Source organism: Bdellovibrionales bacterium, assembly GCA_016716765.1.
Lineage (GTDB): Bacteria > Bdellovibrionota > Bdellovibrionia > Bdellovibrionales > UBA1609 > JADJVA01.
Map to the genome: position 1 here is coordinate 613,263 of JADJVA010000025.1, position 25,506 is coordinate 638,768.

The following is a 25,506-nucleotide window of genomic DNA, read 5'->3' on the forward strand; positions in this document are numbered from 1 at the left end:
GATGTTGGTGAGGCGGACTTAAATCCCATGAGTTGGCGAGGTATTTTCCTCTCTCAGGTCGTTCGAAAGTTTCTTTACTTTAATATAGTGGCTGGCCCACAAGCCTTGGGTGAATCTGTTGTATCCAAGACACACGGAGCCGGCTGACTAAATCTCAGGATTTCAGGATCGAGTTCGGCTTGGTGCAGTGCTCACAAAGGGAGCGCTGCTGCCGGACGCATGTTTGAAGATCCTGGACTCCTGAGATTTAGTTCAGCAAGGCTCCCGTGGAGTCTGGAACAACAATCAAGCAGGCCAGTTTACACCTGTTAAATTAATTTTTGGCAATCGGACGAGGCCAGACCTTTTGCTTTTTCTCTTGATTGATAAAACTCGCCTGTGCGGCAATATCATTGCATCGGTCAAACTCCGCCTTTGTAAAGTGGTGATGGGTGAGAAGAGTTTGATATTCGTGAACGAGGTCAATATTAAAGATCCCTGGGTCATCGGTATTGATTGTCGTTAAAACTCCAGCTTCCATTATCTTTCTGATGGGATGTTCTGCCAAAGAAGGAACGGCCTGGGTCAGCCAATTGGAAGTTGGGCAAAGTTCGAGAGGAATTTGATTTCGAGCGAGATAATCCATTATTTCTGGGTCGCGATAAACCTGAACTCCATGGCCAATTCGCTTCGCGCCCAGGTGCTCAATGGCTTCTTTCACATAACGAGGGGCCTTTGGCAGATTGGCTTCACCACTGTGAACCGTGATACCGAGTCCCGCCTTTGCGGCCAAATGAAAAAAGGGAGCAAAGGGTTTTGAATCAAAACCTTCTTCATTGTCAGCGAGATCGAGACCTACAAAGCTGTCTTTGTTTTCGATGGCAAATTGAGTGACAAGTTCAGCTTCTTTGACGGGTAAAATTCTTTGGATAATACAAATCAAGCCAACGGCCATGGGGAGTTCTTTCGTCGCTCGATTCATCCCTTTGAAAATGGCATCGTGAATGTTCTGGAACGACATGTCTTCATGGCCTTGGCGCACAAATGTGGGGGAGTAGCGCAATTCAAGAATACGGATTCCTTCGATATGAAAGGCGTCGAAACAGCACTCATATGTGATTCTCTCAAGAACTTCAGGAGAATTTAATAGGACCTGAGTGTCCAAAAACTTGTTAAGAACGGCGCCCAGGTTGGTCATGGGCTCTGTGATCAAAAAACGCTCGGCAAAAACCTGATCATTGGGGATCTTGATTCCGCTGTGCGGGGCAAGTTCTCGGAGAGTCGAGTGACGAAGGCTCAACTCGAGGTGGCGGTGAAGATCAACTTTTGGCATTTCTTGTATATTCATTTGCATCAGATTAGAGGCCGTGATCTCAAGGCTCAAGGGAGAAATAATAACACAATGAGTCAAACGGTATCCTGGACAGCTATAATTGGTAAATAGCTGGATTCTTACCTGAGAATTGTCTATTAAAAATCTGCAATTCTGAATGATCCGGTGGTGTGTCCCTGTTTCACTGATATTTATTTTAATTTAAAACCAAAGGCGAATTCATGTCTCAATCGAAGTTGACTCCCATTCCTCTCAAGAACCTTCTGGCTCCAACTCCACAAGGAACTCCTCAATGGCCACTTCAAATCAGCCTTAAAAATGGCGAAAAAGTCGAAATGGTAGATCCCCGGTCAACCCGTGCCCTGGTTTCACTGATGGACATGCAGGCTGTGTTGGGAGGAGCCGCCAGCCATTTTGGCGGGCCATCGGCTTTCGCAGAATTGATGGGGGCCGTTTATGGTCTTGTTTTTCATCGCTCTCGAAAATCTGGGGTACCGTGGCATGAAGTGGCCCACATCATCAATGATGCGGGACACTGTGAGAATGGGATTTATGCTCTCAAGGCCAACTATCATTTTGCAGACCTCAATCTAACTAAACTCAAGGGATTTCGCTCGATCGAGAGCAAGTTAACAGGTCACGGAGAGTCTCATCTCTTTCCGGAGGGAGTTTATCTTTCGAACGGCCCTCTGGGGTCCAGTCTTCCTCAGGCGCAAGGCTTGGCCTATGCTGATTGTCTGGCAGAAAAGAGACGCTTAACTTTTGCTGCAATATCCGATGGTGCTTGCATGGAGGGCGAGGCGCGCGAGGCTTTGGCCGCGATCCCGGGACTAGCGAAAATTGGAAAAATGGCCCCCTTTATTTTGGTGATCAGCGACAATAACACAAAACTGACGGGTCGAATTGATGCAGATTCTTTTAGCATGCAGCCGACTTTTGATTCGCTGGACGACTTGGGCTGGAAGGTCCTTCGCTTAACAGATCCTCACAATCTTCAGAATTGTGTGAGTCTCCTCGAAGAAGCCATGCAAACAGCAGAGAGTGATCCTCGGCAGCCGATTGCGATCATCGCCAAGACAATCAAGGGCTATGGAGTCAAAAAAGTGGAGGAGAGCTCCAGCGGCGGACATGGGTTTCCTTTAACGGAGGCGAAGGATCTGAAAGCCTTCATTGAGGAGATTTACAGTGGAGCCAAAGTTCCGGAGGAATTTTTAGAATGGGCCCAGGAAATGGTCCAGCAACAACAGCAGCAAAAAGATAAAAAAGCTGCAGTTTCCAATTCATCCCCCGCTCCAGTTGTTCCGAGCGAAAAAATTCAAAAAGGTGTCAGTCAAGCTCTCATCAAGAAACGAAAAGAAGGTCTTCCTCTTTTTTCAATTTCTTCGGATCTTGCCGGATCAACAGGGGTTCGTGACTTTCAGAAGGCCTTTCCAGAGTGCACTCAAGATGTGGGGGTTGCCGAGTCCAATATGATCAGCATGGCCGCCGGTCTCTCAAAGGAAGGCTTTATTCCGGTTGTCGACACCTTTGCGCAATTCGGTGTCACAAAGGGAGCTTTGCCATTGACGATGGCCTCTTTGTCCCAGGCTCCCGTCATTGCCTTTTTTTCTCATACGGGCTTTCAGGATGCCGCTGATGGAGCTTCCCATCAGGCCTTGAGTTGGCTTTCGATGACAGCTTCAATTCCTGATGTGGAGTGCTATGCGCTGACCTGCAGTGATGAGGCCGAGGCCTTGGTCACTCAGGCTATCGACCGCTTTGTGACTATGAGAAGGGCTGGAGAAGTTCCGCCATCGACTCTCTTCTTTTTGGGACGCGAAAACTTTCCGTTGAACTATGGCTTGGAGCCCACTTCGTATCGTTTGGGACAGGGGCAACTGATTTATGAAAGCGAAAAAACAGCGGGGTCAAAAAAAGTGGTTACAATTTGTGCGGGAGGTTCTTTGCTTTCTCAGGCCCTGAAGGCGGCCAAAGAGCTCGAGGCACTGGGAATCAGGAGCTCGGTGGTGAATCCCTCTTGCTTGAATAAGCCGGACCTCGCTTTGTTTGCAGATTGTCTTCGTTTGAGTGAAGGACGCTTGATTACAGTTGAAGATCATCAATTGGTAGGAGGCATGGGGGCTATTCTAGTCCAATCTCTCCTTTTGCGAGGAATTGATTTGAAACTCAAATCAATCGGAGTTCAAGGTGGTTTTGGACAGAGTGGATATCAGGCCGGTCAACTTTATCAGAAGCACGGAATGGACGCGAAGGCGATCGTGCAAGCGGCCCTGGAAATTTGATGAAGTCACAGGGCCGGACATTATTTATCCATACGGCCAATCTGGGTGATGTTGTTTCTGCGGCGTCTGTGGTCACGGGGGCGGCCCTTCAGGGTCCCGTTGATATTTTCTTAAGAAAAGCTTTTCGTGGACTTTTTATCGGAGAGCACAATATCACAGAGGTCGACGAAACAAGCTTGGCTTCTCAATATGAAAGGGTGATTGATCTTGATTCCTCGTCGGTGAGCCGAGCTTTGGTAAAAAAAATTAAGTCGAGAGAAAAAATTGGCCGATATCAAAATTGGATTCGGCGCTTGAAGTATTCAAACATTTATACGAGACAGTTTTCAAAGAATTCTTATGGTCATATTGTGAAAGACTATCGTCCCATTGTTCAACATTTGGGTTGCGATCCAAACAAAAACCCAAGTCTCTCTGCAATTCCTTTGAACACAGAATTGAACGAGTGGTTTGTTCACCATGGGAAGGATCGAACCGGGATGGTGGTCGTTCATGTCGAAGCCTCAAATCCGATTCGGTCTTTGCCTGAATCTCTGGTCTTAGAAATTATTGCGGGTCTAACAAAGAAAAATAGATGGGTGTTGCTGTTAGGGACCTCCACTATCGCTCTTGAGGCGCTCAAAAAAAAGGCGGACGGCAAGGCCGCCTATCTTCCGTTTAGCATTTTTGAGTTGAAGGCAATATTGCCCAAGGCGGAGTTATTTATCGGCCCTGATAGTGGTCCTATGCATTTGGCGGCTGCTTTGGGAGTCCCTTGTCTGGGAGTCTATGGGCCTACGTTAGCGAAGGAATATGCGCCATTGAGCTTGAGCCTTGGCTTGGGTTTGGGAGTCAGGTCAGTTGAGCGCGAGTTTTCTTGCCGGCCATGTAACCAAAATCGCTCGTGCCCCTTCGACAGGAAATGTTTGAACGTGATCAGAGCCGAAGAAGTCCTAGACCTGGCAGAACAGCTCGCCTGTCCCTCTAAGGCTTAGCTTTTATTTGAGGTCGTTTTTTCTTTCTTTGAAGAAAAAGAATCAGATACATCTTGTGAATAATCTGAACCTTGGTTTTCTTCGACTTGATGTTTTTTAATGGATTGAGTGACGTCAATTTCTGGCTCCTCAGAAAGAGCTTTCTTAAAATTGCGAACACCTTCACCCAAGGATTTACCGATTTTTGGAATCTTATTTGGCCCAAAAAGAACCACGAGAATAAGAACAATAATGAGTATGTGCAGAAATGAAAAACCCATAAAAAAATTCCTTCTTTAATTTTGTTTCGAGGCAGATAGATTTAAAGTTCCTGGGGCTTTCGCTCGGTTCGCCTTCGGTTGCTTCGCCATCTGTTTCTTCGACTTTTAATTTGTGCTTCACCTATTTTATCCCGTGATTTTTCGAAGTTTTGGGCCCAGTAAAGCCAATCCTCCCCTGATAGCGAGTATTCTCGGGAAGAAAACTGAAGCGCCAGGTGGAAGGCCTCGGTTTGCAGAACGGCCATTTGGCGGCGTTCGCCACGGCGCTCAAAATCCGCCCTTTTTCGAAGAATAGACTGCATGTGAAGGGCTTTTGCAACCATGCCTTGTTCTTGCTTAAACATGCCGACCTCGCCACGCATGAGACTGATCATATCAGGATTTTCAAGGATTTGGTTGGTACTGATTGTTCGATTTGGATCTGGGTTAATTGTGGCTCGGTAATAAGCTTGGACAAGGGCTCCAAATAACTGAACAGGATCAGATTGGTCGATTGGCTTATCATGTATGTGACTCAGGTAATGACAAAAAAGATCGGCACTTTCTTTGTGAGAAAAGACTTCGTGTAAGTGAGGAGACATATACTTGAGAACTCCAAGGTCGTAAGATTCCAAGAAGGGCTGCGCGGGGTCAGCGATGCGAAGGTATTTTAGAATCTCTTCACGACGACGAGGGAGAGCGGTGTCTGCCAAAGAGGCCGCATTGGCTTGAATGGCTTCACGCACTTCAGGGTCAATGTTAAATCTTATGAGATGAGCGAGGCGAATCCCCCTGAGAATTCTTATTGGATCTTCTTTAAATCTACGATTTGGCTCTCCAATCGTTCGAATTGTCTGGTTTTTAAGGTCGCCGAGGCCACCACAAAAATCCAGCAATTTATTGCTGATGGGATCGTACATGAGTCCATTGATTGTGAAGTCCCGACGATTGGCATCTTCTTCGGGGGATCCAAAAAGATTGTCGCCACTTTCAATATGATCGGGAAGGACTTCATCTGTTTTTAAATCTCGGCGGAATGTGGCCACTTCAAATTGTTGATCCCCTCTTTTGACGAGGACCAACCGAAAACGTTTGCCTATGATAAACGCATTGCGAATCTGGCGTCTCACATCACCAGGCCGAGCATCTGTGGCTATGTCATAGTCCTTCGGTTGCTTGTTCAGAAGCAAATCTCGGACGCAACCACCCACCAGATAGGTGGTAAACCCCCGGTCTTGGAGCAATCTGACAATATCTAGGGCCTCAGGATCAATCCACTCTTGATGCAAACAAGGCTTTTGAGTAACTTCCATCGGTGGCCATAATGACGCGACTTGCACGATGGGTCAAACAGGAAGGAAAGGATATGGGTCATTTAGCAAATTTCCATCATCGAATTTCGGGGCCCGATTCCGCACCCAAACTCGTATTTTTGCACGGTTTGATGGGATCTGCCGCCAATTGGAGAAAAATCGTTCCGGCCTTTGAGGATCAATACAATATTTTAGTTTTTGACCAAAGAGGCCATGGGAAATCCTTTCATCCTGATTTTGGATTTTCTCCTGAGGCCTACTCGAGATTTACAATTGATCCTTGATGAATTGGGATGGAAGGAAGGAATTTATCTGGTGGGCCATTCTTTGGGTGGAAGAAATGCTCTCCAATTTGCCCACTCTTTTGCGAGTCGCGTTAAAAAACTAGTTATCGAAGACATTGGCCCCGATTCCCCTCCAGAAGCAGTCGAAAAGATTGAGTTTTACTTGAATTCGATTCCCACCCCGTTTCAGGACAAGAAAGCGGCCAAGGTCTTTTTTGATCATGAGTTTCCTCAGATCATAGGGAAGGGGAAAAAGGGAGAGGTGCTTTCTCAGTACTTTTACACAAATATTGAAGCACAACAGGACGGGACGGCTGACTGGCGCTTTTCGAGAAAAGCCATTCTGGGGAGTGTCAAGGAAGGGAGAGCCTATGAGAGGTGGGATCAGGTTCGGAACTTGCGAACTCCGACCCTCTGGATTCGAGGGAGTCAGAGCGAGGACCTTTCCAGAGGGACCTTCCAACGTGTATTGGAAAGCAGTTCTTTTATCAGAGGGGTGGAAATAGTTGGAGCAGGACATTGGGTTCATTTTGACCAACCAGCTCTGTTTATTCAGGCTCTCAAGGATTTTTTTATTCAAGATAAATCCACTTGAATATGCCATGTGCTTTGACAAATACCATGACCTTCGTATACTAGTGCCACATAAACATTGACGATATGAGTCAGAGACGAGGAAGTCCTGTTAGTGAAATTTTCAGAATTAGATCTTCATCCGACCCTTGTGGCGGCGATTCAAAAGCAAAATTATATCGAATGCACTCCTGTTCAGGAACTGGCAATCCCGGTTATCACTGAAGGCAAGGATGTTGCGGGTCTGGCTCAGACCGGCACAGGCAAGACCGCTGCCTTCGTGTTACCCTTGATGGAGCGAATTCTGCGAGCGCGTGATATTGAAAATGCCGGCAAGGCTCTTCATGGAGACGAGGCCGTTGAGGCACAGATCCGCTCCGAATTGGGTGCAGCAGGCAAGCCGGCGGAACCAAATAAAAGCGAGGCCGAAAGCAACGGTGAATCGCCTATATTGCCAATCGAAAAGAGGGCTTTTGTTGATTGGCAAAAAACAAACTATGTGTTGGTCCTGGTTCCGACCCGTGAATTGGCCGAGCAAGTTTATGAAACCGTGCAATTATTTGGTTCTGAAGCGGGTCTGCGAGGTACGGCCATCTATGGTGGCATGGCCTACGACAAGCAAAAGAAGGCGATCAGCCACGGCGTTGAATTTGTGGTGGCAACACCTGGGCGACTGATAGACCTCTACAAAGAGCACGTCGTTGATTTGCGTCAAGTTCGAGCGGTGGTTTTTGATGAAGCTGATCGCATGTTTGATATGGGTTTCAAGGAAGACATGAAATATGTTTTGAATCGAATCCCAAGAGACCGCCAATTGTTGGTCTTCAGCGCGACTCTCAATTTTGATGTTCTCAACGTGTGTTATGAATTTGGTTCGGAGCCGGTAGAGATTAACGTCAGTAAAGATCAACCAAAGGCCGAGAACGTTGATGATGTTATCTTTCATGTTGGCTTGGAGGACAAACCCCGATTTCTTTTGTCTATTCTAAAGAAAGAAGTCCCTCGTCAGGCCATTGTGTTTAGCAATTTTAAGCGCAATGTAGAGAGGATCACTCAGTTTTTAAATCGCAATGGTATTCCGGCAGTTGGGATTTCAAGCTTGATGACTCAAGCTCAGCGAAATCGGGTGATGGCTCAATTTAAAAGCGATAACGAAAGAAATATTTTGGTGGCAACCGACCTTGCGGCGCGTGGCTTGGACGTTCTTGGGGTCGATATTGTCGTAAATTTCGATCTCCCAGATGATCCTGAAAACTATGTTCATCGGATTGGCCGAACGGGCCGGGCCGGGGCAAAGGGATTGGCGTTTAGTTTTGTTGGCGATCGAGACTTGGATGCCCTTCGTCGCATAGAGGATTATTTGGGCCACAAAGTTGAGATGGCCTGGCTTGATGATCAGTTTTTAGTTTCAGAATTTTCACCCTTTCCTTTAGAGAGAGAGTTGTCTCCTTATCCGCCACGAATGAAGCCATTTGATAGGAAGCCGTCGGGAGGTGGCCCGCGGGAGAGTCGAGGTCCTCGGCGTCCGGGTCGAGGCGGGGCCAAGCGGAAACTTGACGACAATCCAAATAGGAATGATGAGGGAAAAGATCGACAGGAAGGGGCTTCGCCACAAGGCCGCGGAAGGATGGGCAGTGAGGCACGGTCCGAAAGGGGAGAGGATAAGCACGGCTCCCGTGGTGGAAGAAGCCAACAGCGCCGACCTACAAGGTCTGTGGGAGCAAGCGCTGCTTATAGACCTCGAACTGAGGCGGAGTCGTCGTCTGCGACATCTTCCTCCTCTCTTGCTGCATCGGGAGGAACTGAGTCTCATCGTGATCGTTCAAGGGGGCGTCATGCTTCAGGCGGCAGAGAGCATACTCAGCAGGTGGGAGATCAGACAGGAGATGCTGCCGGCAGAAACAGTGGCTCTCGTCGACATCCCGGTGCTGACAAGCGCCGTCAGCAAAGCCAGGGGCAAGTTCAAGATCAAAGGCCAAATCAGCGCACTCAGCAAGGCAGGGGATCTCATGGTGCTAGCAGTCCCCGCAAGGGTCACGGGCAACAAGGGCGAGGAGCAAGCGCACCGGCCCGTCGGGCCACAAATCAGCAAGTTGTGGCAAAAGATTCTCTTGGGAAAAAGGTGTCTGGTTTCTTCAAAAAGATATTTGGCGGCTCTTGATTTCGTGGGATTCTCTATTTGTGACATAGCGACTATCCCATGCTCAAGTGGATAGAGTCTGTTCGCACTTTTCGGACACTGATATATCATATGATCACAAGATAAACAGAGCCGAATATCCAAGACCCCGCATCCATACAGAGTGCCACTTCATATATAAAATGGGAATATTGGTCCTTTTTTTGCAACCTTAAAGGGTCAATATGGGACATTTAGGATTTCTGTCAAAATGGGTTCGATTTTGTGCATTAGGGGTAAGTATTGCATTCGTTACCATCCTAGTCGGAAATGGTTGTGGCTCAGGATTTAACTCAAAGATGTTTGGCGAGAAAATTAAAAATGACCGCAAAATTCAATGTGAAGATCGAAATGGCGAAGTTTCCTTATACGAAATGGCATCACTGACGCCCTATCAGTACGCATATACTCTTGAGGATCTTTTATCACGATCTCTTTCTGAGACTGAGTTGAATGAAATATTTCAAGCAGCTTCAAAGGCACCTCTTCCTACAGCTGAAAATGGTTTCGATAGCCATACTAAAGTATCCATCTCTGCTGACTTCGTTGAGTCTAAAATGGAGATCGCAAAAATTTTTTCAAGAATCCTGACGTTGCAAATAACTCGTGATTGCCTTGATGTGAATTGTGCAAAAGCAGCTTTGGACAAATTTCTTGAAAGAGCTCTTAATAAGATTTACTCTGAATCGCAGATTGCCTCAGTTAAAGTAAAATTGCTCGGTGTATTCTCGAGCTCAATTCTGCGCGATGCCGATATCAAACAGGCTACCGAAGACGCGCTTTGGGCTCTTTTTTCAGGCTTGAGTTTTCATATTAAGTTTCTCAATAATGATTCTCAGAACATCATGACCTCTCTAGAATTGGGAAAGAAACTCAGTTATTTTCTCTTGTCTTCTCTTCCGGATGATTTATTGGCCAAAGACATTCAGTCCGGGCGTATTCAAGATTCTGGGGTTCGAATTCAGCATGTGAGAAGAATACTGTCTAATCCCAATTATCTCAGGCGATTTAGTTTTCAATTTCTCTCGCAGTTTTTGGGATTCAAAGGAACTTATCAGGCGTCAAACGAAAGCAAATTCAATGATATAACTAAAAGGGATATCTATGATTCAGAAGTATTATTTTTTGAACATGTCTTTTCAAATAATCTACCAATTGGAGCTCTGATAGAGTGAGGAGTCGTATTTGCCAATGATTCTATTGCCGACAAATTTAATCTATCAGGGACGAGAGGTCAGACGCTTGTACCGGTCCAATCAAACGAATACACAGGGCTATTGACCCATCCTCTTATTTTTATGAAAACATTCAAAGAGAGTGAAAAAAAGCTCTACGTTGGTCGTGGATCATTAATTCAGCAGCGATTTATATGTCAAAAACTTCCAAACATATCTCAGTCCACGATCGAACAAATCGAGAAAATCGAGCAGGAGCTCAAAGATAAGGGCATTGGATCAGTCCGGGGCATGATTGAGTATCACCGCTCAAATCCTGCTTGTTTGAGCTGTCATCAGTATATAGACGGATTTGGGATTGCGTTGGAGAAATACAACGGCTTTGGGGGCTTTCGCGAGCATTATTCTGACGGCAATGCTGTTGATGCGAGCGGTGAACTCCTTGGGCAAACTTATGTTGATCACCGTGGGATGATGCAAATATTGCGAAATTCACTTGAGTTCAAAAGTTGCTTCGTTAGACAGGTTAATTCTTTCGCTAGTCAGATGGATTTTTATAAGAGCAGTAATTGTTTGGTCGCTGATGTGGTGGCTGGTGCGAGCGAAGAGATGCCCTTGAGAAATCTCATCGAGTCGCTTGTGTCTTCTCCACAGTTTGCAATGAAAAAACAATAATTGATATCGAGGGAGTGGACCTGATGAATAAGATGGGCAGAAGAACTTTCATAAGGGGTATTGGTGCGACGCTGTGGCTTCCTTATTTGGAGTCGATTTCAGTCCTAGGTTCAACAGCTGCATATGGTCAATCTCTTGGAATGAGAAAGAGATTTGTTGCTATGGCTTGGCCGCAAGGAGCCGCAGGAGATAAGGGAAGCAAAGGCAATTGGCACTTCGATGTGGGTGGCTACCTGAGAACTCTTTCTGATATTCGTTCTAATCTGATTATCCCTCGAGGTTTTGGTGGCGGAGATGTTGCCGGAGGATACGATGGTTCAGATACAACACATGGAAATGGATATTCTATGTTGACCACTGGCTATTCTATCCGGAATAAACAGCTTCTTCTCAGCGCGCCACAAAATGCCAGGTCAATAGATCAATTGATAGCTGATAAAGTCAGGGCAGATAATTCTGGTGTTCCACTGCATTCTTTGGTTACCGGAGTCACTCTCGAAGACGGAGGTCTGGGCTTTGTGCATGGAGACAGTGGGAAAACGATTAGCTGGGCAAGTTCTACGAAACCTATTCTTCCTATAGTGAATATGAGGGCTATGTTTGATAAGATCTTCATCATCAGTAGCGAAGCAGCGGCTAACAGCCAGAAAGAAGTCGCTCGTAAAAAAAGCGTGTTGGATTTTGTAAAAAGTGATTTAAGTACGATCAAAGCGTCCGTAAATGCAGGTGACTCTATAAAACTTGATGAGTACCTTACGCAGATTCGTGAAATTGAAAAGTATATTGATAGCAACGTTGCAAAAACCTGTAGCGCACTTGGCAGCTTTGGGTCTGTCACGGCCAACTTGGCTGATATAAATAGTTGCAATATGTTTTTACGAAAATCTATAGATCTACATGTTATCGCGCATCAATGTGATTTGGTTCGAACCAGTACGATTACAATGGACACATCAGTCAGTAATATTGGAAGAGGAGATGCCGATTCTTATCATGTTCACACTGGTGCAGAGTGCGATAATAGATATCACAGCATTATACAAGGCCACGTCGATACGATTGGCTATGCTATTCGAAAATTCAAAGAAGCAGGCCTTCTCGATGAAACGATCATTTATGCGGGGAGTGACTGTGCTTTGGGGCACGTCAACGTCAATACTCCCATTTTGATTGCCGGTAGAGGGGCTGGGTTTAAGTGGGGACAGGAAGTGGGCAGCGTGAACTCTCTTCGGCCGATTTCGGATCTTTTGATCGATATGCTCAAAGCATACGGAATTAATAATCCCAACACGGGAAATGTTATCTCCTGGGATACGGTTAAGGTGGGCTATCCCTATCCTATCACTAGTGAAAAATCAACTCCATCAGGAAATTCGGGCATTCTTTCTTAGAATCGCCTTAAATATCGAAGGGTTCACAGACAAATCTTTCTAACTATCCCAGCGGAAGTTGGAAATTATTTCGTTGCAGGTTGAGAGTGCGCTCTTGAATGATTCGCGGTGGTCTCGACAGGTGAGAATCACTGCGGTCTTGTTTTTCAAAAAAACAACTTGTCTCAGTTGTCTGGAAGTTTGGCGATTGATCATGTCGAGCAAAAAAGCCCGTTGGCTGTTGATACGGATTGGTTTTGAATTGAGAATATCAAAGCCGAAGCGTGGGTAGTCTTTCAACCATTGTTTGACATAATTTTTTAGTGACTGCTTGATTTGGAGGTCGTCGACGCGAATGGTAAGACCTGCTTGAACTCCCTTATGAGTCGTTTTGGAGCGGTAGAGAGCTGCAATGTTAGGATTATCAGGAGGGGAAGCAGAATGAATCCAATCTGTTTTTTCGGCATGGATCGAGAAGCCACGCTCAGAAATAAATTTTCCTATTTGGTTCGAAATAACAAAGGAGCTGGAAGTGACTGGGATGGGTGCCGCCAGAGCGGAACGGCCTATCAAAAAACAAATTAAAAAAAGACATCTGCATCGCCATAGGCTCATATGCTGTAGGATAAATCACTGACCTGAGGTTGGGCAAGTCGAGGGTGGACGAAAATCCATGAGATAAAGCTGTTTTGTTCCTGTCCTGGTGCTTGAAAAGACAATTGATTTGCCGTCAGGACTAAACGCGGGGAGGGAATCGTCTCCAAGGGAGTAGGTTAAGCGTTGTCTGCAAGATCCGTCCCCATTGATTGAATAAAGTTCAAAATTATTTTCATCTTCTGCGTTGGAGGAAAATACAATTTTTTGTCCGTCAGGATGCCACATGGGGGACAAATGGACTCCAGCTCCTTCCGTCAAAGCGAATTCTTCACCCTTCTGTATATCTAAGCTGATGAGTTGAGAAGATTTCATGTCGGGGGCATATCTGACAAAGACAATCCTGTGACCTGAGGGGTGAAACTGCCCTTCCGCTTCAATAAAATTCTGCTTGGAAAGAGTCCGCACCGATTTTCCATCGATACTCATAAGGTGGAGCTTGGCCTGACCACTGCGCAGAGATGTAAACAAAATGCTCGGGTGAGACGGGTGATAGCTGCCCTCAGAATCATATTTTTTTGAGGTTGTAAGACGCTCAATCTGATTTCCAAAATTTGTACTTCGATAGATTTCAAGGGGAGCATTAAACAGGGGAATAAAAGAGCGAGAAGCCAAACTCGACTCCACTGTCTTGGTGGAGTGAGGGGAGCTCAGTTCAGACAAAGATTTTTGAATAAACACGGGGTCTTCTTTGATTTCATCCGTTGTGCTGGCGTAAAGAATGTATTTGCCAGACGAATCAAATCGAGGACTGGCGTTATCTCCATCATGAAAAGTGACGCGTCGTTGACGAGAGAGAGATAAGCTTAATTCATAAACCTGGCTCTGGGAATGACCGATTCGCTTTTTACTGAGAAAAATGATCTTTCTTCCGTCGGGCGAAAAAGATCCATTCCAACTCTCTCCTTCTGTCGTCAATTGCTGTGCGGACGAGGGCTGGTAGCTCGAAGGTGGTCGCGGTTGGCTCTGGTTTGTCTCTGACGGGGACAATTGACCAGAATTCGGAGGGATGACTTGCTGTGAATTTTTTTTTGGCAAGTTTTGGCAAGAAAACAAAATGAAGAAAGTAGAAAGTAAAAACCAAATTCCAGTCTGTTGATATAAGCGCAAAATTTTATCCCCGAATCTCACGATTTCATTTACCAATCTTTATCGGACGCATCGAGCGTTTTTTTAATTAAAGAAGAAGGATTCCATTCGGCTAGCTTTTGAATTGAGACCCATTCTCCATCTGAAGGTCTTGCCATTCCCTTTTGCAATCGAGGTAAGACAAAGATATCGTGGTGGGTGATGCTGTGTCGGAACATGAAGCGCTCTGGTTTGCTATTACGCTTTTTGGCTGGTCCGGGAAAGATCCATTGATTTTTTAAAAATGGGAGCTGTCCTTGGTTGATGACCATTTGTACTTTCTCGTTGGAAACCCAAAGTTTCGGTTGCCAGTACCAAATTTCGCGGGAGCGCTGCGGTCTCTTTCGAGGAAATTTGAGTTGGGTCTCGGATTTGAATGACTTGCACCCGGAAATCAGAGGACAAACGCGGCAAAAGGTCTGGCTTGGGGTGCAGATTGCAGATCCGAGGTCCATTAGCGCTTGGTTCATGTCTCCTGGTGGATGATCCAAAACGACTTTATCAGCCCAGGCCTGGTATTTCTTTCGATCTTGCAGTTTCCACCATTCAAGGTCGGCCGCATGAAATCTGCTGAGGACCCGAATGACGTTGCCATCTACGACTCCCACAGGTTCGCCAAAAGCGATACTACTCACAGCCCGCGCAGTGTATGGTCCAAATCCGGGAAGTTTGAGCAATTCTTGATGAGTTTTTGGAAATCGCCCGAGTTCGACGAGAGTCTGGGCAGCTTGGTGCAAGTTGCGCGCGCGCGAGTAGTAGCCTAGGCCAGCCCAAGCAGCGAGCACTTCAGTTTGTGACGCTCTGGCTAGGAATTCTATGCTGGGAAACAATGTCAGAAATTTCTCATAGTAGGGCAAAACAGCTTCAACGGTCGTTTGCTGCAGCATGGTTTCGCTGAGCCAGATAAGATAAGGGTCAGACGTCTTCCTCCAGGGGAGAGGACGATGGTTCTTCTGATACCAAGTCCAAAGAGAGTGACGATTCCTTTTATCCAATGAAATATTGCCCTGTGTTTCAATCTGTTGTGCAAGTGTTCTTGCTGTCATACGATAGCTTTTGGAATTATTCAAAGGTCTCCGTGATTTGGCAAACGAACTTAATTGTGGGAAAATGAAAAAATGCATTTTCTTAAGAGAATTTTGATTTTTCTTGCTTTCGTGTTATTGATTCGGGGGCTCGCGGCAAAAGAAACTGATAAACACGGGGCCAAATGTAGCACGCGGGCTTTGTCGCGCCTTAATTGTGACCTCTCAAAGGGGACATATAAAGTTTCACTCACATTTGATCGCATTACGATTTCTAATGGGGTTTGGAAAAGCGTCCTAGATCTTCCCATCAAGGAGCCGGGAACTCGTTGGGAGAGGGTTGAGCTTCGTGAGTTGGGGGGGCATTGGTTAGTCGAATTTGAATTTTTGACTTCTGCCAAAGGTGAAGCCGAGATTCAAGATTTGGTTTGGATTGTCTATGAACTAAATGGAGTTGAATGGACCGGAAGGATTCGTGAGGTTGTGCAAAAGCGAAGGCCAAAATTGGAAAAGCAGAATATGCAAAATGATAACAGGGAATCATTTGGACTCGGAAAAACAAAAGATGGTTCCATCGAGTGGTGGGTAGGTCGCCAAAGGGGAGTATTTTAGCTATGGATTTTAAACCGATGAGTGGACGGGAACAACCACGATTCTCTGGAATTAAGACGTTTTTTAGGTTGCCAGTTGTTTCTCCTTCCGAAGATTTTGATGTGGCGATGGTGGGAGTTCCATATGACGGCGGCGTGTCATATAGGCCAGGAAGTCGATTTGCTCCAGCGCGCATTCGGGAGGCGTCCTCATTGGGAAGGGGATTTAATTGGTCTCGGTCGCTCAATGTGTTTGATCGACTGCGCGTTGCTGATGTCGGAGATTGCCCAACCGTGCCCATCGACCAAAAGCAGACCTATCATAAAATTGAAGATTATTTCAGGTCGTTGGTAGGAGGGAATAAGCGATTTATTGCGGTTGGAGGGGATCATTCAATCACATTGCCTCTACTTAGAGTTGTGCGAAGGAGTGCGGGTGAAAAGATAGCTCTGATTCATTTTGATGCTCACTTGGATACTTATCCCGCAGCCTGGGATTGCGAGTACCACCATGGCTCTTTTCTCCGTCACGCTATCGAAGAGGGTCTCATCGATGTGAGCAAATCTTTGCATTTAGGAATTCGAGGCCCATTGGCCGGCGAAAGTGATCTTGGTTTTGTAACAAAGCATAAGATGAATATTGTCACTGTGGACGATATAAGGGGAGTGTCTCTCGATACCTTTTTGGGTCGGCTTCCAGTATTTGACTCATCTCCGACTTATATCAGTTTCGATATTGACTGTTTAGATCCTGCTTATGCCCCGGGGACAGGGACACCAGTGGTGGGTGGGCTGACTACGTATGAAACTCAGCGCATACTTCGGGCGCTAAAAATAAAAAGGCTTGTTGGGGCAGATTTAGTTGAAGTATCTCCGCAATACGATAGTTCTGAAATCACGTCCCTGGCTGGCGTGGACGTACTCTTTGAATGTCTTTGCTTGATGGCTGATCAGACCTAATTCTGTTTGTGAATCCAAAGAATTTGATTTTTCATGATCAATCCATCATCAAGCTGGTTCCAGGTTTTGGCAAAAACTCTTTGGCTTCTTTGGTTAGTGGCCGGGCCGTTTTGGGGTCTATTTTTGGTGCAGAATTTGTCACCAGGGATTTGAGCTCTAATGAATAGTTGTGTTTGAGCGACTTGCCCGATGAAATCATTTTTACGATGCCAATTGGTTTAGCGCTTTCATGGGTCCAGAAATCAACTGTTTGATCGCGGTCGATGATCCGATAGTGAGTGGCTTCTAAAGTTCCGGCAGGCACTGTGATCTTCTCGATCCCAATTTTGGATTGGCGTAATTCATCGGCAGATTCAAACATGAACGTCGAGATTTGAGCGCCGTCAAAGCCTTTTAGATATTCATCAGTCAATATGAATGGGTCTCCCCCAAGTTGAGGCATTAGAACATAGCCTTGTGACAAAGAGAGTTTTTTCCCGTTTGGTTGAACGTGAAAGCGTTGCCACATCTCAATTCCAGTAAAGGACTGATCTTTGAAATAGAATTCAAGGGCAACATCTGACGAAGTACGACCGGCAACAGTTATTGCAATTTGGGCAACTCCTGACGACAGTTTAAGGTCAAAGAGTGATCCTGAGCCAATTTTCAAATCTGGGATTTCAAAGGCGCTAGCTGGTTTAGCCGATAATATAAAGAAAAGGAGCAGAAGGGCGCGTAGTAATTTCATGTGAAATTTTCTATTCCTTCATCATTTTATCAAGCGCAAGATTTCGCTCTTCCATGAGCTTTTTAGCTGCCTCAAGCTCCTTCATGAGGCGCTTGTATTCTTCGGGACTGATCTGTGCTTCCTGTTGTGTTCTGGAGTTCTGGATCGGTGACTCAGCCATTTCAGAAACAGGCTGGTTGCCTAAGTCAGATTTCTTAAGTTGGGCGCTGGCGGAGGTGTTCCAAAATGAGACAAGGCAAATAGCGAGCATTGCGGTGCTCTTGGTTTTTGTGTCTAACTGCCAATAGAAAAATCGAACAAACTTCATTGCGATCGTATTTATCATAATTAATTTGTCGGAAGAAACAGTCCATTTTTTGAGACTCATTATGAGACATCTGTCCAAAGTTTTTAGACAGCTGTTTGAAATCGAGTCAGTCATAATCATGTAACTTCCTGAATTCAAAGTGTTTCAATTTGGCTATCCTGTTGCATTTGGTAGCTAGGGGAACAGGGAGGGATTCATTTTGAGTAAATTAAGTTTAATCAGTTCTTTTAGAAGATTAAGTCTGTCTGTGAACTTATTTTTTATGGCTATATCTGGCTGCGGGAAATTCGATGTAGCGCACCTAAATCTATCCGAAAACGGTTCTCGCGGTACTGTTTTGGCAAGATTTTTTCAAGACCAGAACATCTATGAAAAAGAATTGCCCTTTAGAAATGTCGATGGATACGCTTTTTTTGAAGACGATATTATATTAGGTAGAATAGATAAACTGAGCGTGAAGCCACTTAATTTTGTTCTTCCTTCATCTGCAACGGGAGTTCTTGATTTTGCTGAGTTTAGTGGAATACAGTCCTTCGCCTTTGCCATTGAGGGAGGAAGGCTGTGGACCAAGGGAATTGTACCTTACGTGATTACATCAGCAGTTTCTCCAGCAGCTGATAGTCTTAAGTCCGCCATGCAAGCGATTACAAGCAATACTGGAATTAAGTTCGTGGAAAGAACAAATGAGACGGATTACCTGGAATTTGTGAAATCAGATCAAGCAAACACTTGTGGATCTTATGTTGGTCGGCAGGGCGGCGCTCAATCGGTTTTTGTACAGGCTGGAGCGGGAGGCTGTGGGCTGGCAGCGAACGTTCACGAACTTCTCCACGCCATTGGTTTGTGGCACGAGCAATCGCGAACCGATCGTGACAATCACGTCGAAATCTTATACGACAACATCATACCAGAGTATAAGGACCAGTTTGATATTCTTCCTGGAGTTATCCTCGGCGCCTATGATTTCACATCTGTTATGCATTACGGGGTGAAGTTTTTCTCTAAAAACGGCAATGACACCATTCGCAGTCGCAATGGCCAAAAAATTGAACGAGTTGTGCCCATGAGCGGTCTGGACGCCTCTGGCGTGAAGGAGCTTTACAAGTCCGAATTGAGTAGCGGTGGCGGGGGCGGTCAGTGTGATCCAGCTGCAAAGGGAGCGAGCTGTGGTATCACCAATGGCACCGGACAAATGGAGGATCAAACTTGCAATGCATCCACTCAACAGTGGGTGGGCGGAGTTTGTCGAGTGAAGACATGCAACACGGGTTTTCAACCTGATTCGGCGAGAGCGGCTTGCGTTCAATCTGGAAGTAATAACGAAGCCCCGCGCGGGAATGTCGATGGATTTATTGGAGACGGCGTTTTATATGGCTGGACCTATGATCCGAACAGTTCCGGGACAAATATTGACGTCCATTATTACATTGACGGTGCTTTCGCAGGTGCTAGCAAGGCTGACAAACCTCGAAGTGATGTGAACACCGCATTTGGTATTGCCGGCAATCATGGCTTTGAATTCAGAGTGCCAGACAGCTATCGAAACAATCAGCAGCACACGATCAGAGCCTACGGAATCGATCTTCAGGGTCAGACAAATCCAGAGCTCGGAGCAAAAACTTTCACTTTGGGCACTGGCAACATTGCGTGTAACAACGCAAATAAAGGGGGCAGTTGCAACATCTCCAACGGAACAGGACAGATGGAAGGTCAAACTTGCGATGGCACAACCGGCAATTGGGTGGGTGGTGCTTGTCGAGTGAAGACCTGCAATACTGGATTTGAGCCCAATTCGGCGAGAACCGCCTGCGTTGCAAGTCAAGCTCAAAACGAGGCGCCTCGTGGCAACGTCGATGTGTTGACGGCAGATGGCGTGTTGAAGGGCTGGAGCTACGATCCGAACAGTTCAGCCGCAAATATTGACGTCCATTACTACATCGACGGTGCTTTTGCAGGGTCCAGCAGGGCTGATAGACCTCGAGGTGATGTGAACACTGCCTTTGGGATTGCTGGCGATCATGGTTTCGAATTTAGAGTGCCAGACAGTTATCGAAACAATCAGCAGCACACGATCAGAGCCTACGGAATCGATCTTCAGGGTCAGACCAACCCAGATCTTGGATCGAAGTCTTTTACCCTGGGCAGCGGCACTCCAGCCGTCACTGGTCTCTCCTTTGTCAGTGGAAGCTACAGTGTGGGAGTTACCGGATCTGCCTCAAATCTTCCGGACACGACGATGTGGTGTTTGACTCCTGGTTCTGGTTCCTGCACTCCCAATCTTTCGCGCATGCAAGATTGGGCGGCGACGGGCTCAACAGGCAACAACCGGTTTAATTGGAAATATGAGATTCGGCCTTACCAAGTGGGCTGGTGTCCTGGGACTTTTACGGCGGTTGTGCAAGCTCCGGGTGAAACGGCACTGAGAGCCTCCTTCACAATTGGGTACCCAGATACTTCTGTCTCGAACGGTGGATTGAGAGTGAACAATGTGCCACCTCCTTCGGTCGGTGTATTGAAGGGTTGTTTTGAATATTATGAGGAAGGTGGACCGAATGGTAAAGGAACATGCGGTACCCCTGGCGTCGGCAAGACAGCAATCATTAATAGTGGATGGTCTTACAATGAGAGCGATCACTCCGCCACATTCAATGGAAATTCGAGTGTTTTCGGAGGTCGTCATGGGACTATATTCTTCACTTTCGAATACAACTGCGGACTTACGCAGACAGTTTCGGGTAGTTTCTAGTAGCTTTTGATTTGCGTTGGTGTTTTATCTGAATTGGGATTTTAAGGCCGAATCAGTTTTTCAACTCATTTGGCTTTAAAGTGCTATCGACAAAAAAAGCGCCATTTAAACCCAAGGATCTTTGAACCTCTCTGCTCGGGAGTCTCGCCAAGGAGAATCTAAATTTTAATACAGCGGCTGGCCCGCAAGCCATCGGTGAATCTGTTGTGTCCAAAAGACACAGGGAGCTGGCTGAAGCAAATCTCAGGATTTCAGGATCGAGTTCGGCTTGGTGCAGTGCTCACAACGTGAGCGCTGCTGCCGGACGCATGTTTGAAGATCCTGGACTCCTGAGATTTGCTTCAGCCAGGCACCCTTGGAGTTTGGAACAACAATCAAGTGGGCCAGTTTAAATTTGTCAACGGAGACCCACAAGGCTTCGGGCTTTATCAAATGCATTTGGGAGACCACTCCGATCAGTCCCAGCACCCTGGGCAAAGTCGGCCCGTCCACCTCCTTTGCCACCCATTTCTTGGGAAATTTCCTTTAAAATAGTTCCGGCATTGATGGGACCTACCAAGTCTTTGGTTACCGATACCAGGATGGGGTGGTTCTGTTCTCCCTGACCCACAATGATAATGACGCCTGATTGAATTTGGTCGCGCAATTTATCTCCAATTTCGCTGAGAATTTTTCGGTCATCCAGCGGGATGTCCGCCAAAACAAGCTTTCCTGACTTTCCTTGATATTCAAACGGAATTGCGGCTGAAACGAAATCATCTAGATTGATTTGATTTCCTTTTAAATGAGCAATCTGCCTCTGAAGAGATTTGATTTCCAGTTTTTGTTTGTCGACCCAATCGTCTAATTTTTGTTGTGTTGAGATTTCTTCTTCCAGGTATTGGGTCCAGTTTTCGCTCAGCCCTGCCAGTTGACGTGCTTTCACGTTTTCACGCGTGTGTTTCAAGAGAAAGCGACTGGCCATCTGTCCCGTTATTGCCTCAATTCGGCGAACACCAGAGCTGACGCTTCCTTCTGAGACTATGATGAAGAGTCGGATGATGGCTGTGTTTTCAACATGAGTGCCTCCGCACAGTTCCATCGAAAAGTCTCCCATCTTCACAACTCTCACCTTATCGCCGTATTTTTCACCAAACAGAGCGACGGCACCTGAATTTTTGGCTTCGTCTGCCGTCATGACTGTTGTCGAAATATTTCTGGCAGAGCCTATTTCATCGTTAACAAGATTTTCAATATTGAGAAGCTCTGCTTCACTCAATGGCTTGTTGTGCGTAAAATCAAAACGGAGCCGTCCTGGTTGAACATGTGATCCGGCCTGGTTTACGTGACTTCCTAAAATTCGTTTTAAAGCCGCATGCAAGAGGTGGGTCGCTGAGTGATTAGAGGCGGTGTTCAAGCGCTCGGCGCTCAGAACAATTTGATGGACAAGATCTCCTTTATTGATAACACCGTCCACAACTTTAATGTGATGAAGGTGGATGTCGTTTAGTTTGGTTGTATCGAGAACCTCGGCTTGGCCGCCAGGCCCTACAATCCGACCCACGTCTCCGGCCTGACCGCCGCTCTCAGCGTAAAAACAAGTGGAGTCGCAGGCGATCGTGCCTAACTCATTGACCCGGAGATGGTTCTTTGTATCCTTGCCATCAGAAAGCAGGAGGACAGTCCCAGAAGCCTGAGTAACTCCTTGGTAGCCGACAAAATTTGTTGGTCCCATCTCACGAAGCAAGGCCTGAGTCTCCTTGATGCGATGGGCCTGGTCTCCACTCAAGCTGTGGCCTTTCCAGGAGGCTCTGGCTGTCTGCCGGGCGGCTTCCATCCTTCGCTCAAATTCGATTTCGTCAACTTGAATGCCACGTTCAGAGGCAATGAGGCGAGTGAGATCTGAAGGGAAACCAAAGGTATCATAAAGTTTAAAAACGAGATCTCCATCGAGAATCTTTTGTCCGCGACTGATAAGATTCTGAATCGCCTGATCGAGTAAGTGAGTCCCTTGAGACAGAGTGTTGAGAAATCGGGATTCTTCGTCATTCATGGTTGGTAGAATCAATTTTTTCTGAGCAGAAAGGTCAGGATAGATGTCGCCCATTTGACTGATCACCTGCTCGATCACCGGGACCATGAGACTTTCCTTCTCAGTTAACTTTTGGGCAAATCGAATACCTCGACGAAGAATTCTTCTCAGAACGTAACCCCGTCCTTCATTGGAAGGCAAAACGCCGTCGGAAATCAAAAAGGCGGCGGCTCGAGCGTGGTCAGCAACGACCCGAAAGGCGACATTGATTGCTTCTAAGCCAGGTTTGTCCTTGTCTCTGATATTTTTCATCGATTTTAAATATTCGTGCCCTGAAATTTTCATGGCCACAGCGATAAGATCCTGAAAAGCGTCAGTATGGTAGTTACTGATTTCGCCTTGGAGAATCATCGCCAGCCTTTCGAGGCCGGCTCCTGTGTCAATTGAGGGATTGGGTAATGGTGTCTGAACGCCATTTTCGCTTTCGTTGAATTGCATGAATACGAGGTTCCAAAACTCTACAAATCTGTCACCATCACCTCCCATTACATTCTGAAGGGGATCTCCGCCTACTTCAGGACCCAGGTCATAGAAAATTTCAGAACAGGGCCCACAGGGGCCGCTATTTCCCATTCTCCAGAAATTGTCCTTTTCAGAAAACCGATAAATGCGATCTTTAGGGACTCCCTCTTGTTGTTGCCAGATCTGAGCGGCTTCATCGTCCTTTTCGAATACTGAAACATAGAGTCGATCCTTGGGGAGACCAAATTCTTTAGTGACCAAATCCCATGCATAGTGGATTGCTTCCTTTTTGAAATAATCTCCGAAAGAAAAGTTACCTAACATTTCAAAAAAAGTGTGATGACGGGCGGTTTGGCCCACATTTTCTAGGTCATTGTGTTTTCCTCCAGCGCGAACACATTTTTGCGAGGAGACAGCGCGCTTATATTCGCGGGATTCAAGACCTAGAAAAACATTCTTAAATTGGTTCATCCCTGCATTAGTGAACAGAAGCGTGGGATCATTTTCTGGAATCAAACGCGACGAGCTGACTGGTTGGTGGTGCTGCTTCTTAAAATAATTGATAAAGGTAGAACGGACTTCACGACTTTTCATAGAGCACTTCCCTAATAATGTAATCTTCAAAGCCTCGATGGGCCAAGAAGCGATAGGCACGTTGTTTTGTTTCAAAATCTATTTCGCTTCCAAATTTGCGCGCAAGAAGATTCCGGGCGTTGTTCATTTCTTGATCCTGATCGAAGGCCACCTGTGGAAGTCCTTTGCGTCGCAGGTAGTTCTGGATGTACAGTTGACCTTTCTTCTTACGACCAAGAATTTGCGCCACTTTCTCAGCAAGTTCGCTTTCTTTCAGAAGCCAACGATTGTTTTTTGCACATTCGATGGCCTTTTCAATGATTTCAAGCTGAAAATGGACGGCTAGCTTTTGTTTGAGTTCTTTTTCGCTGTGATCACGTTGGCTCAAAAGCTTAGCGAGTTTGGCCACCGCAAGGGCAAGGTTGTCCGAAGATTCAATTTTTTTATCCCTTGTCCTCGTCGTCACCTTCGGAATCTTCCTTCCCTTTTTGTTTCTGCCGTTTTTTAAATTCTGGTGGGGTTTCTATCTCCACCTCAGAAAGTCCGTGCCAGTCATCTGTGACTTTTTGATCGACCGTGCCCGATGTCCACTTTTTTCCGTCCAATGCGTCGACACCGCTGCAGCGCATGCGAAAATCCTCTGGGTTTGATGACAGCGCAAGAGCCTCCTCAAAGGTTATAATGTCAGATCCTAATAACCTCAAGAGGCTTTGATCATAGGATTGCATTCCCCAGGGAACCATTCCTTCCTCAATGGCGACGATGATGTTTTTGGTTTTATCTCGATCTTCAATCATTTCTCGAATGCGAGCGTTGTTGATCATTATCTCAACAGCCGGAACAAAACCAGATTTATCCTTTTTACGCGCCAGGCGTTGGCTGATAACGGCCTTGAGGACTCCTGCAAGCTGAAGTCTCACTTGGTGTTGATGATTGGCTTCAAAAGCTCCGATAATGCGGTTCACGGTCTCTCTTCCGTCCAAGGTATGAAGACTAGATAATACAAGATGACCTGTTTCAGCAGCTAACAGTGCGATTTCGATAGACTCTTTGTCGCGCATTTCGCCAATAAGAATCACATCCGGATCCTGACGGAGTGCTGCCCTGAGTGCGTTAGAATATCCAATAGCGTCAATGCCCAATTCGCGTTGGGTAATGATAGACTTTCGATCTCGGATGAGAAATTCAATCGGGTCTTCGATTGTCAGTATGTGTTTATTTTTTGTCCTATTGATGTGGTCTATCATGGCTGCCAAGGTCGATGATTTGCCAGATCCTGTCACACCCGTTACGAGAACAAGTCCTCTTTCATAGTTGGCAATTTGTTCAACGACCGGAGGAAGATTTAATTCCTGAAAAGAAGGGATGTTATGAGGAATATTTCGGATGACCATTCGAGTGGTCCCACGCTGCCTGAAGGCGTTTATACGAAAACGGCCAAGACCTGAAATCCCGTAACCGAAGTCGACTTCGTGCATTCTTTCGAAGGTATCTTTGGTTCTGGCATCCATGATTTTATTTGCCATAGCGTCAATTTCATCTCCGCTGAGTTGGGTTAGATCGCCCGCAAGTGGACGGAGAATCCCATGGCGACGAATAACCGGCATCAGTCCGGCCTTCAGATGGACGTCACTGGCTCCTTTTTTCATTGCCAATCGTAAAATTTCATCGAGTCCAATGTTCGCCATGATATATCTTTACCCTTCAATCAATTGAGAAATTCGGCAATTGTACGTTGAGATGGCCTTTTCTTTGAGTATAGAGTGAAGCTGACAAAAATCGAAGTCTGGTGCTGCCAAATATGTAACTCTTCCCACCTTCGTCTGTAAAAAGGACCGAACTTTCTTGTTTGACACGATATTAAATCGCTTCAATGATGGGCCACTT

General features: G+C 46.2%; 23 protein-coding genes. 13 read left to right on the plus strand and 10 right to left on the minus strand.

What is annotated here, in order from left to right:
• Positions 1-313: 313 nt before the first annotated feature.
• The gene (add, locus tag IPL83_19315) at positions 314-1,333 is read right to left on the minus strand and encodes an adenosine deaminase (protein ID MBK9041271.1); all 1,020 of its coding nucleotides are present in this window, start codon (positions 1,331-1,333) and stop codon (positions 314-316) included.
• A gap of 200 nt (positions 1,334-1,533) precedes the next feature.
• Here add and IPL83_19320 point away from each other — a divergent pair, with 200 nt between their 5' ends.
• Positions 1,534-3,594, plus strand: coding sequence for a transketolase (locus tag IPL83_19320; GenBank protein ID MBK9041272.1), 2,061 nt, complete (start codon positions 1,534-1,536; stop codon positions 3,592-3,594).
• Entirely contained in the window at positions 3,594-4,568 is a 975-nt protein-coding gene (locus tag IPL83_19325) for a glycosyltransferase family 9 protein (GenBank protein ID MBK9041273.1), read from the plus strand. Before IPL83_19320 ends, IPL83_19325 begins: the two co-directional genes overlap by 1 nt.
• On the opposite strand, the gene tatA is transcribed toward IPL83_19325, so the two are convergent.
• Positions 4,565-4,828: a twin-arginine translocase TatA/TatE family subunit gene (gene tatA / locus IPL83_19330; GenBank protein MBK9041274.1), complete on the minus strand. Its 264-nt coding sequence runs from the start codon at positions 4,826-4,828 to the stop codon at positions 4,565-4,567. The genes IPL83_19325 and tatA overlap by 4 nt on opposite strands.
• Positions 4,829-4,869: 41 nt before the next feature.
• Positions 4,870-6,120 (minus strand): poly(A) polymerase, encoded by a 1,251-nt coding sequence (locus tag IPL83_19335; protein MBK9041275.1) that lies wholly within the window; start codon positions 6,118-6,120, stop codon positions 4,870-4,872.
• A 53-nt stretch (positions 6,121-6,173) separates the two neighbouring features.
• Here IPL83_19335 and IPL83_19340 point away from each other — a divergent pair, with 53 nt between their 5' ends.
• The 7 genes from IPL83_19340 (at position 6,174) to IPL83_19370 (ending at position 12,961) form a co-directional block, all read left to right on the plus strand.
• Positions 6,174-6,404 carry an alpha/beta fold hydrolase gene (locus IPL83_19340; GenBank protein ID MBK9041276.1) on the plus strand — a complete coding sequence of 77 codons (231 nt, stop codon included), beginning with the start codon at positions 6,174-6,176 and terminating at the stop codon, positions 6,402-6,404.
• Entirely contained in the window at positions 6,394-6,999 is a 606-nt protein-coding gene (locus IPL83_19345; protein ID MBK9041277.1) for an alpha/beta hydrolase, read from the plus strand. The genes IPL83_19340 and IPL83_19345 overlap by 11 nt, the downstream gene beginning before the upstream one ends.
• A gap of 93 nt (positions 7,000-7,092) precedes the next feature.
• Positions 7,093-9,138, plus strand: a complete 2,046-nt coding sequence (locus IPL83_19350) for a DEAD/DEAH box helicase (protein MBK9041278.1) — start codon at positions 7,093-7,095, stop codon at positions 9,136-9,138.
• 203 nt (positions 9,139-9,341) lie between these two features.
• Positions 9,342-10,331, plus strand: coding sequence for a DUF1592 domain-containing protein (locus IPL83_19355; protein MBK9041279.1), 990 nt, complete (start codon positions 9,342-9,344; stop codon positions 10,329-10,331).
• A gap of 123 nt (positions 10,332-10,454) precedes the next feature.
• The gene (locus IPL83_19360) at positions 10,455-11,006 is read left to right on the plus strand and encodes a DUF1588 domain-containing protein (GenBank protein MBK9041280.1); all 552 of its coding nucleotides are present in this window, start codon (positions 10,455-10,457) and stop codon (positions 11,004-11,006) included.
• A gap of 23 nt (positions 11,007-11,029) precedes the next feature.
• A complete protein-coding gene (locus IPL83_19365; GenBank protein ID MBK9041281.1) occupies positions 11,030-12,397 on the plus strand; it encodes a DUF1552 domain-containing protein in 1,368 nt (455 codons plus the stop codon).
• A gap of 420 nt (positions 12,398-12,817) precedes the next feature.
• Entirely contained in the window at positions 12,818-12,961 is a 144-nt protein-coding gene (locus tag IPL83_19370; protein ID MBK9041282.1) for a hypothetical protein, read from the plus strand.
• A gap of 45 nt (positions 12,962-13,006) precedes the next feature.
• Here IPL83_19370 and IPL83_19375 read toward each other — a convergent pair whose 3' ends face one another.
• Together IPL83_19375 and IPL83_19380 are read right to left on the minus strand one after the other, a co-directional pair.
• Positions 13,007-14,140 carry a PD40 domain-containing protein gene (locus IPL83_19375; GenBank protein MBK9041283.1) on the minus strand — a complete coding sequence of 378 codons (1,134 nt, stop codon included), beginning with the start codon at positions 14,138-14,140 and terminating at the stop codon, positions 13,007-13,009.
• 29 nt (positions 14,141-14,169) lie between these two features.
• Positions 14,170-15,204, minus strand: a complete 1,035-nt coding sequence (locus tag IPL83_19380) for an A/G-specific adenine glycosylase (GenBank protein MBK9041284.1) — start codon at positions 15,202-15,204, stop codon at positions 14,170-14,172.
• Positions 15,205-15,276: 72 nt separating this feature from the next.
• On the opposite strand from IPL83_19380, the gene IPL83_19385 reads away from it, so the two are divergent.
• Positions 15,277-15,795 carry a hypothetical protein gene (locus tag IPL83_19385; GenBank protein ID MBK9041285.1) on the plus strand — a complete coding sequence of 173 codons (519 nt, stop codon included), beginning with the start codon at positions 15,277-15,279 and terminating at the stop codon, positions 15,793-15,795.
• Positions 15,796-15,797: 2 nt separating this feature from the next.
• Positions 15,798-16,733 (plus strand): agmatinase, encoded by a 936-nt coding sequence (gene speB / locus IPL83_19390; GenBank protein MBK9041286.1) that lies wholly within the window; start codon positions 15,798-15,800, stop codon positions 16,731-16,733.
• Between the two features lie 37 nt (positions 16,734-16,770).
• Here speB and IPL83_19395 read toward each other — a convergent pair whose 3' ends face one another.
• A complete protein-coding gene (locus IPL83_19395; GenBank protein MBK9041287.1) occupies positions 16,771-17,460 on the minus strand; it encodes a hypothetical protein in 690 nt (229 codons plus the stop codon).
• A 10-nt stretch (positions 17,461-17,470) separates the two neighbouring features.
• Positions 17,471-17,887, minus strand: a complete 417-nt coding sequence (locus IPL83_19400) for a hypothetical protein (protein MBK9041288.1) — start codon at positions 17,885-17,887, stop codon at positions 17,471-17,473.
• 79 nt (positions 17,888-17,966) lie between these two features.
• Here IPL83_19400 and IPL83_19405 point away from each other — a divergent pair, with 79 nt between their 5' ends.
• On the plus strand, positions 17,967-20,513 hold the full coding sequence (locus IPL83_19405; protein MBK9041289.1) for a M12 family metallopeptidase: 2,547 nt from the start codon (positions 17,967-17,969) through the stop codon (positions 20,511-20,513).
• 206 nt (positions 20,514-20,719) lie between these two features.
• Positions 20,720-20,905, plus strand: coding sequence for a hypothetical protein (locus tag IPL83_19410; protein ID MBK9041290.1), 186 nt, complete (start codon positions 20,720-20,722; stop codon positions 20,903-20,905).
• A 5-nt stretch (positions 20,906-20,910) separates the two neighbouring features.
• Here IPL83_19410 and alaS read toward each other — a convergent pair whose 3' ends face one another.
• Genes alaS through IPL83_19425 form a run of 3 tightly spaced genes read right to left on the minus strand, consistent with a single transcriptional unit; the run spans position 20,911 to position 25,298 of the window.
• Positions 20,911-23,640 carry an alanine--tRNA ligase gene (alaS, locus tag IPL83_19415; GenBank protein ID MBK9041291.1) on the minus strand — a complete coding sequence of 910 codons (2,730 nt, stop codon included), beginning with the start codon at positions 23,638-23,640 and terminating at the stop codon, positions 20,911-20,913.
• On the minus strand, positions 23,627-24,085 hold the full coding sequence (locus IPL83_19420; protein ID MBK9041292.1) for a regulatory protein RecX: 459 nt from the start codon (positions 24,083-24,085) through the stop codon (positions 23,627-23,629). Before IPL83_19420 ends, alaS begins: the two co-directional genes overlap by 14 nt.
• The gene (locus IPL83_19425) at positions 24,063-25,298 is read right to left on the minus strand and encodes a type IV pilus twitching motility protein PilT (protein ID MBK9041293.1); all 1,236 of its coding nucleotides are present in this window, start codon (positions 25,296-25,298) and stop codon (positions 24,063-24,065) included. Before IPL83_19425 ends, IPL83_19420 begins: the two co-directional genes overlap by 23 nt.
• Positions 25,299-25,506 lie beyond the last annotated feature (208 nt).

Excerpts from the sequence above, each read along its gene's own strand:
- add (MBK9041271.1), bottom strand. The coding sequence starts at position 1,333 with ATGCAAATGAATATACAAGAAATGCCAAAAGTTGATCTTCACCGCCAC.
- IPL83_19320 (MBK9041272.1), top strand. The coding sequence starts at position 1,534 with ATGTCTCAATCGAAGTTGACTCCCATTCCTCTCAAGAACCTTCTGGCT.
- IPL83_19325 (MBK9041273.1), top strand. The coding sequence starts at position 3,594 with ATGAAGTCACAGGGCCGGACATTATTTATCCATACGGCCAATCTGGGT.
- tatA (MBK9041274.1), bottom strand. The coding sequence starts at position 4,828 with ATGGGTTTTTCATTTCTGCACATACTCATTATTGTTCTTATTCTCGTG.
- IPL83_19335 (MBK9041275.1), bottom strand. The coding sequence starts at position 6,120 with ATGGAAGTTACTCAAAAGCCTTGTTTGCATCAAGAGTGGATTGATCCT.
- IPL83_19340 (MBK9041276.1), top strand. The coding sequence starts at position 6,174 with ATGGGTCATTTAGCAAATTTCCATCATCGAATTTCGGGGCCCGATTCC.
- IPL83_19355 (MBK9041279.1), top strand. The coding sequence starts at position 9,342 with ATGGGACATTTAGGATTTCTGTCAAAATGGGTTCGATTTTGTGCATTA.
- IPL83_19360 (MBK9041280.1), top strand. The coding sequence starts at position 10,455 with ATGAAAACATTCAAAGAGAGTGAAAAAAAGCTCTACGTTGGTCGTGGA.
- IPL83_19365 (MBK9041281.1), top strand. The coding sequence starts at position 11,030 with ATGAATAAGATGGGCAGAAGAACTTTCATAAGGGGTATTGGTGCGACG.
- IPL83_19370 (MBK9041282.1), top strand. The coding sequence starts at position 12,818 with ATGAATCCAATCTGTTTTTTCGGCATGGATCGAGAAGCCACGCTCAGA.
- IPL83_19380 (MBK9041284.1), bottom strand. The coding sequence starts at position 15,204 with ATGACAGCAAGAACACTTGCACAACAGATTGAAACACAGGGCAATATT.
- IPL83_19385 (MBK9041285.1), top strand. The coding sequence starts at position 15,277 with ATGCATTTTCTTAAGAGAATTTTGATTTTTCTTGCTTTCGTGTTATTG.
- speB (MBK9041286.1), top strand. The coding sequence starts at position 15,798 with ATGGATTTTAAACCGATGAGTGGACGGGAACAACCACGATTCTCTGGA.
- IPL83_19395 (MBK9041287.1), bottom strand. The coding sequence starts at position 17,460 with ATGAAATTACTACGCGCCCTTCTGCTCCTTTTCTTTATATTATCGGCT.
- IPL83_19400 (MBK9041288.1), bottom strand. The coding sequence starts at position 17,887 with ATGATTATGACTGACTCGATTTCAAACAGCTGTCTAAAAACTTTGGAC.
- alaS (MBK9041291.1), bottom strand. The coding sequence starts at position 23,640 with ATGAAAAGTCGTGAAGTCCGTTCTACCTTTATCAATTATTTTAAGAAG.